Source organism: Methylobacterium sp. (assembly GCF_019750675.1).
Lineage (GTDB): Bacteria > Pseudomonadota > Alphaproteobacteria > Rhizobiales > Beijerinckiaceae > Methylobacterium.
Window position 1 is genome coordinate 1 of the sequence record NZ_JAIEOF010000274.1, and the last position, 10,207, is coordinate 10,207.

The following is a 10,207-nucleotide window of genomic DNA, read 5'->3' on the forward strand; positions in this document are numbered from 1 at the left end:
TGGTGGGCCCGGCAGGACTCGAACCTGCAACCAGACCGTTATGAGCGGTCGGCTCTAACCATTGAGCTACAGGCCCGAGCCGTGGGGTCGGCTTGGCGTTTCACGAGGCTGCGTGTGCCGAGATCGTCCGGGCGACGCAATCCGCGCGGGTATACGCGTGGGATCGGACTAACCCGAACCCGGGGGTGTCGGCAAGGGATTGGGTTTGTCCTTCCCGGATGACGGCCCGATCCATGGGGGTGCCAGCGCGAAGCCCGGATGCGGGGATCCGCATCCGGGCTCGGGTTCGTCTCAGGCGTGGGACGGGGTGGCGTGCGGGTCGTGCTTGTCCGGCGTGGTGTTGTGCGGGTCCTTGCCGCGCTTCTTGGCGAGCCAGATCAGGAAGTTCCGGATCACCACGTAGAAGACGGGCGTGAGGAAGAGGCCGAACACCGTGGCGCCGATCATGCCGAAGCAGACGGCGGTGCCGAGCGCCTGACGCATCTCGGCGCCGGGGCCGGTGGCGATCACCAGCGGCACCGTGCCGAGGATGAAGGCGAAGGCCGTCATCAGGATCGGGCGCAGGCGCAGGCGGCAGGCCTCGACGGCGGCCGCCACGGGGCCCTTCCGCTCGGTCTCCTCCAGCTGGTGCGCGAACTCCACGATCAGGATGGCGTTCTTGGCGGCCAGACCGATGAGCACGATCAGGCCGATCTGGGTCAGGATGTTGTTGTCCTGGCCTCGCAACTGGACGCCGAACAGCGCCGCGAGCACGCCGGTGGGCACCACCAGCAGGATCGCCAGAGGCAGCGCCCAGGATTCGTACTGAGCGGCGAGCACGAGGAAGACGAGGAGCACGCCGAGCGCGAAGACGTAGATCGCCGTGTTGCCCGCCGCCTTCTGCTGGTAGGCGATCTCGGTCCAATCGTAGGAATAGCCGTCCGGCAGCGTGTCCTTGGCGATGGCCTCCATGGCGTCCAGCGCCTGGCCGGTGGAGATGCCGGGCTTCGCCGTGCCCTGGACGGGCACCGAGTAGTACAGGTTGAAGCGCTGGACGATCTGCGGGCCGGTGATCTCGCGGATCGTGGCCAGCGTGCCCATCGGCACCAGGGCGCCGGTGGAGGAGCGGACCTTCAGCTGCTCGATGTCCTGCTTCGAGACGCGGAACTGCGCGTCGCCCTGCACGCGGACCTGATAGATGCGGCCGAGCGTGTTGAAGTCGTTGACGTAGGCACCGCCGAGCGCCGTCTGCACCGTCGAGAAGACGTTGGACAACGGCACGTTCAGCATGCGCGCCACGGTACGGTCGATGTCGAGGTAGAGCTGCGGCGTGTCGTTGCCGAAGGTGGTGAATACCCGCTGCACGTCGTTGCTCTGGTTGGCCTTGCCCAAGACCTCGCCGACGGCGCCGAGCAGCGGGCCGATCGCCGAACTCTGCCGGCTCTCGATCTGCATCTTGAAGCCGCCGCCCTGGCCGAGGCCGCGGACCGGCGGCGGCGGAATGACGATGACGCGGGCCTCCTGGATGTCGGCGGTGGCCTTGATCACGTCGTTGGTGATCACCGCCGCGCTCCGCCCTTGCGTCGCGCGCTCCTTGGCGCCCGCGAGGGTGATGAACATCACGCCCGAGTTGGTGGTGTTGGTGAAGGTCGCGCCGTCGAAGCCCGCGATGATGACGGTGTTCGTGACGCCGTCGATCTTGCGGGCCGCCGCCGCCGCTCGGTTCACCACCTCGGTGGTGCGGTCGAGGGAGGCGCCGGACGGCAGCTGCACCACGCCGATGAGGTAGCCCTGGTCCTGGTCGGGAATGAAGCCCGTGGGGGTCGTCTGGACGAGGTGGAGGGTGGCGGCGATGACGCCCGCATAGACGATCAGCATCGCGATCAGCCCGATCGCATAGTTGGTCAGGCCGTAGATGATCCGCCCATAGGTGTTCGAGAGCCAGTCGAAGCCCTTGTTGAACATGTCGGCAAGCCAGCCGACGAAGCGGAAGAGAAAGAACTTCGGCTTGGCGTGCGCGTGGTGGGGCTTGAGGAGCAGCTTGCAGAGCGCCGGTGACAGCGTCAGCGAATTGAACATCGAGATGATGGTCGAAGCCGCGATGGTGAGCGCGAACTGCTTGTAGAACTGGCCCGTGATGCCGGGGATGAAGGCTGTCGGGATGAACACCGCCGAGAGCACGAGCGCGATGGCGATGACGGCGCCGCCGACCTCGTCCATGGTCTTGTGCGCGGCGTCCCCCGGGGAGAGGCCCTCGGCCATGTTGCGCTCGACGTTCTCCACCACCACGATGGCGTCGTCGACCACGATGCCGATGGCGAGCACGAGCCCGAACAGGGTCAGGTTGTTGAGCGAGAACCCGAAGGCCGACATGGCCGCGAAGGTGCCGACCAGCGACACGGGAATCGCGATCACCGGGATGAGCGCGGTGCGCCAGCTCTGGAGGAAGACCAGCACCACGATGACCACGAGGCCGACGGCCTCGAACAGGGTCTTGTAGACCTCGTGGATCGATTCCTCGATGAACTCGGTCGGGTTGTAGGCGATGCGGTACTCGATGTCGGGCGGGAAGTTCTTCTTGAGGTTGTCCATCACCTTGCGCACCGACGCGGCGGCGTCGAGGGCGTTGGTGCCGGGGCGCTGGAAGGCGCCGATGCCGATGGCGGGCGTGTCGTTGAGGAACGAGTTCGTCGTGTAGTCCTTCTGGCCCATCTCCACGCGGGCGACGTCCTTCACGCGCACGAGGCGCCCGTCCGAGGCCTTGACGATGACGTCGGCGAACTCCTCGGGGCTCTGGAAGCGCCCCTGCGACTGCACGATGAGCTGGAAGGCCTGGCCCGTGGCGGCCGGCGGCGAGTTCAGGGCGCCGGCCGCCACCTGCACGTTCTGCTCGGACAGGGACGAGATGACGTCGGAGGTGGTCAGCCCGTAGGCGGCGAGCTTGTTCGGGTCGAGCCAGACGCGCTCGGCGTACTCGTTGCCGCCGAAGATGGTGATGTCGCCGACGCCGTCGAGGCGCAGGAGCTCGTCGCGGATGTTCAGGTAGATGTAGTTGGCGAGGTAGTTCTGGTCGTAGGTCTTCTTCGGCGAGAGCAGGTGCACCACCAGCATCAGGTCCGGCGAGGCCTTGCGCACGGTGACGCCGAGGTTGCGCACGTCCGGCGGCAGGCGCGGCTGGGCCACCGAGAGGCGGTTCTGGACGAGGACGTTGGCGATATCGAGGTTGGTGCCGACCTTGAAGGTCACGGTGAGCAGCATGTTGCCGTCGTTGGTCGACAACGACGTCATGTAGAGCATGTTGTCGACGCCGTTGACCTCCTGCTCGATGGGCGTCGCGATGGTGGCCGCCACCGTCTCGGCGTTGGCGCCGGGGAAACTCGCGCGCACCGTCACCGTGGGCGGCACGATCTCGGGGTACTGCGCCACCGGCAGCGACAGGTAGGCGACGTAGCCGAGGATGAGGAAGACGATCGACGTGACCGACGCGAAGATCGGTCGATCGACGAAGAAGTGGGCAAAACGCATCGCTTGAACCTCTCGCCGCGCGCGGCCCGCATGCGCGGGTCCGAGGCGGCACCGTTTCTTCGTCCGCGGTCTCTGTGGCCGCTCCCCGCCCGCGAACGGCCGGGGGTGTCTCGTTTCGGGACCGGGTCGAGTCTTGCTCGACCAGACCCTGCTCGATCAGACCCCGCTCGATCAGGCCCTGCCCGATCAGGTCTTGCTGGGCGGCAGGGTCGAGGCTTCCGCCGTCACCTTCGCGCCGGGGCGCACGCGGCTGACACCGTTCACCACCACGTTCTCGTCGCCCTTCAGGCCCTCGCGGATGACCCGGTAGCCGTCGACCTTCGGTCCGAGCTTGACCTCGCGCAGCGCCACCGTGCCGTCGTCGGCCACGACGTAGACGATGCGCTTGTCCTGGTTGGCCGAGACCGCCTCGTCGGGCAGGAGGATGCCCTGGTAGGGCTTGGTGGCCGGCAGCGAGACGACGCCGAACAGGCCGGGTTTGATGAACCCGTCTGGGTTCTCCACCGTGGCGCGCAGCAGCACCGTGCCGGTGGCGTTGTCGACCCGGTTGTCCACGAAATCGAGGGTGCCCTTACGGGTCGGCTTGGCCTCGCCGGTGAGCGCGATCCGGATCGGCACTCCCTTGCCCTTCTGCGTTTCACCCATGCCGATGCCGAGGCTGCCCTGGTACTTCAGGAACGAGCGCTCATCGACGGTGAAGCCGAAGTAGATCGGATCCAGGGAGACGATCGTCGTCAGCAGGGTCTGGTCGGTGATGACGATGTTGCCCTCGGTGACCAGGCGCCGGCTGATGCGGCCGGAGATCGGGGCCTTCACCTCGGTGAAGTCGTAGTTCAGCTGCGCCTGACGCAGCTGCGCGTCGGCGCTGTCGACATCGGCCTGCGCGGTCTGCGAGGCCTGCCGGCGCTGGTCGGTGACCTGCTCGGAGATGTTGCCCGACTTGCTCAGCGTCTGGGCGCGGTCGAGGTCGGTCTGCGAAAAGTTCAGGCGGGCCTTTGCGGAAACCAAGGCCGCCTGCGCCTGATCGAGGGCCGCCTTGTAGGGCCGCCGGTCGATGACGAAGAGCAGGTCGCCCTTCTTCACCGTGGCGCCGTCCGTGAAGTTCAGCTTCTCGAGGTACCCGGTGACGCGGGCGCGCACATCGACGATGTCGACCGGGTCGAAACGGCCCGTGTAGGTGTCGGTCTCGACGATCTCGCGGACCACCGGCTTGGCGGTGGTGACCTTCGGCGGAGGCCCGCCGGGCGCCTGCGCCAGGGCGGGCGACGCGAACAGCGCTGCCACGACGACGAGGGCTGGAAGGACGGTCAAGGTCGAGCGCATACGCATATGGTTATTCCCTACGATGCGCCAGCTAGAGGTCAGCGCCGCGGCATGTCGTGCGCTGCCACACATGGTCCACGTGAGCGTCGGAATTTATGGGCATTCAGATTTCGACGGGCTCGCCGGAGCCGGCCCAGTCCTTGAAGCCGCCCGCGTAATGCTCCTCGATCGGCAGGCCGGCATTCTGGGCGGCCGCCAGGGCATGGACCGAGCGGACGCCGGACATGCAGGAGAACACGGGCCTGCGGCCGTCTTGCGCGATCAGCGCGGCCACCGCGCCGGTATCGAAGGTGGAGAGCGGATGCGGGACTGCGCCGGGGATGTGTCCCTGCGCGAACTCGTGGGGCTCGCGCACGTCGATCACCAACAACGAGCGGTCGGCGAGGCCGGCCTTGATCGTATCCCGGTCGAGGCCAACAACCTTCATGTACGGATTCTCCACGCGCGATCTGCCGGACGGGCGGCACGACGCTGACGCTTATCCATAATCGTCAGGCGTCAGCGGCACAACGTGCCCGTTGCAGGGCCATGTCAACCGTCGCGAAGTGATTCGTCCAGCTCGGGACCTCGTGGCCGGTCAACCGCTCCTTGAGGGCATGGCGAAGGGGGGAGCCGGGTTCCGCGAGGTCCTCCACCGCCCTGCGCCAGCCCGGCCCGTCGAGGGGGTCCAGGAAATGCGCGAAGGGCGCGCCGATTTCCCGGTGGACCGCAAGGTCGGAGGCGACGACGGGAAGACCGGACGCGGCGGCCTCGATCACGGGCAGGCCGTAGCCTTCCGCGAACGAGGGCATCAGCAGGGCGGTGGCCGAGCGCAGCAGAGCCGCGAGGCCATGGCTCGAGAGGCCGCTCACCTCGCTGACATGGGCGCGCATGGCGGGGCAGCGCTCCAGCATGTCGATGACGTTCTCCGCTTCCCAGCCGCGCCGGCCGACGAGGACGAGGCGGGGCGTGGCGGAGCCGTGCCGCGACGCCAGATCGCGCCAGAGATTGAGGAGCGCGAGGTGGTTCTTGCGCGGCTCGATCGTGCCGCAGACGACGAAGGTGGGCTTGTGCGGCGTGAAGGCGGGCCCCTCCCCGGGTGGGCGGAAGACCGGCTCCACGCCGAGCAGCGCCACGCTCACGGGCCTCGCCGGGAGGCCGTTCGCCGCGCAGAACGCGAGGAAGCGCGCGCCGACGTCCCCGGAATTGACCAGCACGTGCGCGGCGTGGTGCGCGATCGTCGTCATGCGGATGCGGTGGCGCTCCGCCTCCCCCGGGCGCCCGTATTCCGGGTAGTCGATCGGGATCAGGTCGTGGACGAAGAAGACGGGGCGGATGTCGCGACGGTCGTAGAGCCAGTCGAAGCGGCCGGGCTTGTCGAGGCGCAGATGCGAGGTGTGCAGGTAGATCGTGCCTTGCGGCAGGATCTCGGGGCCACGCGCGCGCAGGGTCGTGGCCATGGTCCGGGCCTGGACCCGCCGCCGGTCCCCGACGCGGCCGCGATCGGGGCCAGCCGACGACGCGCCGGGCTCCGGTTCCGACCCGAGGGCCGCCGCCAGGCGCCGGTAGACCGGATCCTGCGTCGCGTCGCGATCCTCGACCCAGCCGGCCGCCACGGCCTCGACGATCGCGACGGCCTCCGCCCGCGGGAGCACCCGGGGCCCGAGGGCCGTGGAAACGAGGCCGAACCGCTCTCCGTCCTGGCCCAGGACGTGCCGCGCATAGGCGAGGTCGACCCGGTCGATCCCGCTCGGGCTCGCATGCCGCAGGCGGGTGATGAGGCGGGTCAGGTCGAAGGCGAGGCTCGGGACGGGCATGATCCTCCGGATTCGTTCAGGCACGCGGCCGTATGGCCGGCAGACGCCCCGCGCCTATATGCGCTCGCCTCAGCCCGAGGCTACCCGCGGCCGACGCCGCCAACGCGAGCAACGCCCAGTGTCTCCCGGATACCTGCCCTTTGCCGGCGCCCTCGACCTGCCCGCCTACACCTGTGACAATTGCGGCTTCTGGCAGCGCCATTTCGAGGCCCCCGCCGCCTGCCCGATGTGCCTCGACGCCCGCCACGTGGTGCCGCAGAAGGGCTGGCAGTTCTGGAGCGAGCGCGAGGCGCAAGGCCGCTTCCCCTGCCACTGGGAAGAATTGGAGCCCGGGATCTGGCGGTTCTGGAACGATCCCGTCTCGGGCATCGGCCCGAGCGCCTACCTGATCCAGACGCCGGCCGGGAACATGGGTTTCGAGGCTTGCCCGGTCTTCAGCGAGGCGGCGCTCCAGCACATCGCCGGTCTCGGCGGGATGCGGGTGCTCTCCTCCTCGCATCCGCACGCCTACGGCGCCCTCGTGCAGCTGCAGGACCGTTTCGACCCGGAACTCTGCTTGCCCGCGGCCGACTTCACCTGGAGCGCGGCGCTGCAGGTCTCCTGGCCCTACGACGATTTCCTGGAGCCCCTGCCCGGCCTCGAACTGCACCGCACCGCCGGCCATTTCGACGGGCATGCCGTGCTGTTCGACCGATCGCGAAAAATCCTGTTCTGCGGCGACGCCCTCAAGTTCGAGCTCGACCCGGGGGATTTTCGCAGGGCGCTGACCATTTCGGCGCACAAAGCCTTCGTGCGCGGGGTGCCGCTGACCACCAACGAGTTGCGGCGCTACCGCGACGTCTTCGCTCAGCTCGACTTCACCCAGACCTGGACGCCCTTCGAGCCGGCCGCCAATTGCGGCCGGGCCGAGGTGCTCGCGCTGATCGACGGCATGCTGGCGACCCGCCCGCATGCCGCCCCGGTGCCCCTCGACACCCTGAGGCGCTGAGTGGGAATCAGCCCCGCGTCGCGGCTGTCTGGCCGAACATGACCTTCTTGGCCTCCTCGCTCATGGTCTTCCCGAAATCCGGGTTGACCTCCGGGGCGCGGGCATAGGCCGCCTTCGTGCCGGGGCGCTCGGCGATGGCGTGGAACCAGCGCTCGAGGTTCGGGAAATCCTCGAGCCGCTGGCCCTGCTTCTCGTACGGCACGATCCACGGATAGCAGGCCATGTCGGCGATCGAGTAGTCCGCGCCAGCGACGTATGGCCGGTCGGCGAGCCGCCGGTCGAGGACGCCGTAGAGCCGGTTCGTCTCCTTGACGTAGCGGTCGATGGCGTACGGCACCTTCTCCGGTGCGTACTGGGTGAAGTGATGGTTCTGGCCGAGCATGGGCCCGAGGCCACCCATCTGCCAGAACAGCCATTGCAGCACCTCGGCGCGGCCGGCCACGTCCTGGGCGATGAAGCGCCCGGTCTTCTCGGCGAGGTAGAGCAGGATCGCACCGGATTCGAACAGCGAGACCGGGGCTCCACCGCCGGCCGGGGCATGGTCGACGATCGCCGGCATGCGGTTGTTGGGGGCGATCGCCAGGAAGTCCGGCTTGAACTGGTCGCCCTTGCCGATGTTCACGGGCTTGATCGCGTAGTCGAGGCCCGCCTCTTCGAGGAGCATCGTCACCTTGTGGCCGTTCGGCGTCGGCCAGTAATAGAGATCGATCATCGGATTCTCCGTGGGGCGCACGTCTCGGGACATCGGGGCAATCCGTGACGCCGAAGGCCGACGTGGTGCCGGGCCCGCCCGGGGTCAAGCTTGGGGAAAACTTCTCCGCCCGCCCGCCGATCGTTCGAATGCCGCGCGATCGGGCAACACTCGATTCAGGGCTGGTGTGCTTGCCTCACGGTGGTGAGTTGAGGTGACGGGATGATCGGGGCGATTACAGCCAGCCAGGCCGGCCTCGCGGCCGCCACGCAGCGCTACGGCGCCTCGGCCGAGGGGATCGCGGCGATCGGCACGAGCCTGCCGGCCGCGACCCAGGTCGATCTCTCCACCACCGCCGTCCAGATGCTCCAGGACAAGGCGGCCATCGACATGAACACCGCCATCCTGAAATCCACCTTCGACTCCGAGCGTCGCGTGCTCGACATCCTGGCCTGACTGCGCAGGCTCCCCATGCAGGAGCACGAACCATGACCCTGACCGTTTCCCTGAACCGGGTCGGACTCGTGCGGGCCACCGAAATCCTGCATCAGGCGCGCAACGATGCGGCGCGGCGCCACCAGACCGAACCGCAGACCGTCACCGTCGCCCTCGACCGGCCGTCGGCCCCCGCCCCTACCGCCAGTGCGCCGCCGCCCCAGGGACAGGACCGCGTGGTCGATCTACAAGTCTAGAGCCTCGTCTTGAAAGGTCGCCACCGGCATTCGGAGCGATGACAAGCGATGAAATCGGACGCCGTTGCCGCGCGCATCATGCCGGATCTGACATCCGGCCTATCCTCGACGCCGGGTAGCACTGGCAGGCCGGTGTCGCGAAGGTTTCGCTTTTGCGGCGCGCAGGCGGTCTCGGGCGATTCTCTGTGCCGATCCGCCGGCCCTCGGTGGACGGTCGGTCTTTCGTCGCCCTCCGCAGCGGAACGTTAAGGTCGTTCGCGTCGAATGCTCCGGTCGATCGATCGAGGAGGGTGCCGTGGAGGAGAATCGGCGGGGAGCCCGGCGCGCGGACGCCTTCCGGATCGGATCGCTCGTGGCCGAGGCAGGGTCTGCTCCGATCGATTGCCTGGTCTGGGACCAGTCCGAAACGGGGGCCCAGATCGAGGTCGAGGACGGCCAGGCGGTGCCGGACGCGTTCACGCTGACGGTGACCGCCTATGCCCGGCCCCGCAGCTGCAAGGTGGTGTGGCGGCGTGGCCGCAAGCTCGGCATCATCTTCACCGCTTGAGCGGCCGGAAGAACGGGCCGGTGCGCGCGCCTCAGGACCACACCCGCAGAATGATCAGCAGCCCGACCGGGACCACGAACATCAGGCCGATGGCCCATTGGATGTCGTTCCGCGCGCGCTTGATCTCGCCTTCCAGGGCGTCGATGCGGGCCTCGAGGGCGCGGAACCTCGCCTCGTCCATTCCATGCTCCCTTGGTTCGGTTGGCACCGCGATGGAAGCATGTCCCAGGCGGCGGTGCCGCTGACGGATGGTCATCGGCGATGGCCGGGTCGGATAGCGAGAACCGACGGTGTTCGCGAGTCCGCGCTTCGCCATGCGCGATCGGTCCAGGGCGTCGTGGTTAACCGCCCATTGACCGTGATCGCTAACAGTTCCTTCGCGGTTTTGCGGATCGAACCGGCACCGATAGCCCGTCGTCGGATCAAGGAGAGGGCAGGTGGCCGGGAGCGAAAGCGTCTCGGGATCCGCGATCGCGGCGCAGGGACTGCGGGTGCAGCAGGGCCGGTTGTGCGTCCTGAGCGAAAACCTCGCCGACGCGCAGAGCACCGCCACGACGCCCGGCGGCGATCCCTACCAGCGCAAGATCGCCGTGTTCGCACCGGTCGCGGGCCATGCCGAACTGATTGGCCGTGTCTTGCGCGACACCAGCCCCTTCCGGGTGATCC

The 10,207-nt window shown here is 68.1% G+C and carries 10 protein-coding genes, 1 tRNA gene and 1 pseudogene; 5 read left to right on the top strand and 7 right to left on the bottom strand.

The genetic code is table 11. The annotated features are described in order from the left end of the window. The 5 genes from K2X24_RS14115 to K2X24_RS14135 all read right to left on the bottom strand — a co-directional run bounded on the left by K2X24_RS14115 (window position 1) and on the right by K2X24_RS14135 (window position 6,623). A tRNA-Ile gene (locus K2X24_RS14115) sits at window positions 1-76 on the bottom strand. Between the two features lie 215 nt (window positions 77-291). Then, the gene (locus K2X24_RS14120) at window positions 292-3,504 is read right to left on the bottom strand and encodes an efflux RND transporter permease subunit (RefSeq protein WP_292499017.1); all 3,213 of its coding nucleotides are present in this window, start codon (window positions 3,502-3,504) and stop codon (window positions 292-294) included. 186 nt (window positions 3,505-3,690) lie between these two features. Next, window positions 3,691-4,833: an efflux RND transporter periplasmic adaptor subunit gene (locus tag K2X24_RS14125; RefSeq protein ID WP_292499018.1), complete on the bottom strand. Its 1,143-nt coding sequence runs from the start codon at window positions 4,831-4,833 to the stop codon at window positions 3,691-3,693. A 97-nt stretch (window positions 4,834-4,930) separates the two neighbouring features. Continuing rightward, a complete protein-coding gene (locus tag K2X24_RS14130) occupies window positions 4,931-5,254 on the bottom strand; it encodes a rhodanese-like domain-containing protein (RefSeq protein ID WP_292499019.1) in 324 nt (107 codons plus the stop codon). Window positions 5,255-5,318: 64 nt separating this feature from the next. After that, a complete protein-coding gene (locus K2X24_RS14135; RefSeq protein ID WP_292499020.1) occupies window positions 5,319-6,623 on the bottom strand; it encodes a glycosyltransferase family 1 protein in 1,305 nt (434 codons plus the stop codon). 118 nt (window positions 6,624-6,741) lie between these two features. Here K2X24_RS14135 and K2X24_RS14140 point away from each other — a divergent pair, with 118 nt between their 5' ends. Then, a complete protein-coding gene (locus K2X24_RS14140; protein WP_292499021.1) occupies window positions 6,742-7,611 on the top strand; it encodes an MBL fold metallo-hydrolase in 870 nt (289 codons plus the stop codon). A gap of 7 nt (window positions 7,612-7,618) precedes the next feature. Here the strand turns inward: K2X24_RS14140 and K2X24_RS14145 are convergent, their stop codons facing one another. Next, complete coding sequence (locus K2X24_RS14145) at window positions 7,619-8,323, bottom strand: glutathione binding-like protein (RefSeq protein ID WP_292499022.1); 705 nt, start codon at window positions 8,321-8,323, stop codon at window positions 7,619-7,621. 201 nt (window positions 8,324-8,524) lie between these two features. On the opposite strand from K2X24_RS14145, the gene K2X24_RS14150 reads away from it, so the two are divergent. The 3 genes from K2X24_RS14150 to K2X24_RS14160 all read left to right on the top strand — a co-directional run bounded on the left by K2X24_RS14150 (window position 8,525) and on the right by K2X24_RS14160 (window position 9,541). After that, window positions 8,525-8,758, top strand: a complete 234-nt coding sequence (locus tag K2X24_RS14150; protein WP_292499023.1) for a hypothetical protein — start codon at window positions 8,525-8,527, stop codon at window positions 8,756-8,758. Window positions 8,759-8,790: 32 nt separating this feature from the next. After that, window positions 8,791-8,994, top strand: coding sequence for a hypothetical protein (locus tag K2X24_RS14155; RefSeq protein ID WP_292499024.1), 204 nt, complete (start codon window positions 8,791-8,793; stop codon window positions 8,992-8,994). Window positions 8,995-9,289: 295 nt separating this feature from the next. Beyond that, window positions 9,290-9,541, top strand: a complete 252-nt coding sequence (locus K2X24_RS14160; RefSeq protein ID WP_292499025.1) for a pilus assembly protein PilZ — start codon at window positions 9,290-9,292, stop codon at window positions 9,539-9,541. Window positions 9,542-9,572: 31 nt separating this feature from the next. Here K2X24_RS14160 and K2X24_RS14165 read toward each other — a convergent pair whose 3' ends face one another. Next, window positions 9,573-9,722: a hypothetical protein gene (locus tag K2X24_RS14165; RefSeq protein ID WP_292499026.1), complete on the bottom strand. Its 150-nt coding sequence runs from the start codon at window positions 9,720-9,722 to the stop codon at window positions 9,573-9,575. A gap of 256 nt (window positions 9,723-9,978) precedes the next feature. Between K2X24_RS14165 and K2X24_RS14170 the strand changes: the two are divergent. After that, window positions 9,979-10,207, top strand: a pseudogene (locus tag K2X24_RS14170) (hypothetical protein); the annotation flags it as partial.

Coding starts and splice junctions, on each gene's coding strand:
- K2X24_RS14120 (WP_292499017.1), bottom strand. CDS start 3,504: ATGCGTTTTGCCCACTTCTTCGTCGATCGACCGATCTTCGCGTCGGTC.
- K2X24_RS14125 (WP_292499018.1), bottom strand. CDS start 4,833: ATGCGTATGCGCTCGACCTTGACCGTCCTTCCAGCCCTCGTCGTCGTG.
- K2X24_RS14130 (WP_292499019.1), bottom strand. CDS start 5,254: ATGAAGGTTGTTGGCCTCGACCGGGATACGATCAAGGCCGGCCTCGCC.
- K2X24_RS14135 (WP_292499020.1), bottom strand. CDS start 6,623: ATGCCCGTCCCGAGCCTCGCCTTCGACCTGACCCGCCTCATCACCCGC.
- K2X24_RS14145 (WP_292499022.1), bottom strand. CDS start 8,323: ATGATCGATCTCTATTACTGGCCGACGCCGAACGGCCACAAGGTGACG.
- K2X24_RS14150 (WP_292499023.1), top strand. CDS start 8,525: ATGATCGGGGCGATTACAGCCAGCCAGGCCGGCCTCGCGGCCGCCACG.
- K2X24_RS14155 (WP_292499024.1), top strand. CDS start 8,791: ATGACCCTGACCGTTTCCCTGAACCGGGTCGGACTCGTGCGGGCCACC.
- K2X24_RS14165 (WP_292499026.1), bottom strand. CDS start 9,722: ATGGACGAGGCGAGGTTCCGCGCCCTCGAGGCCCGCATCGACGCCCTG.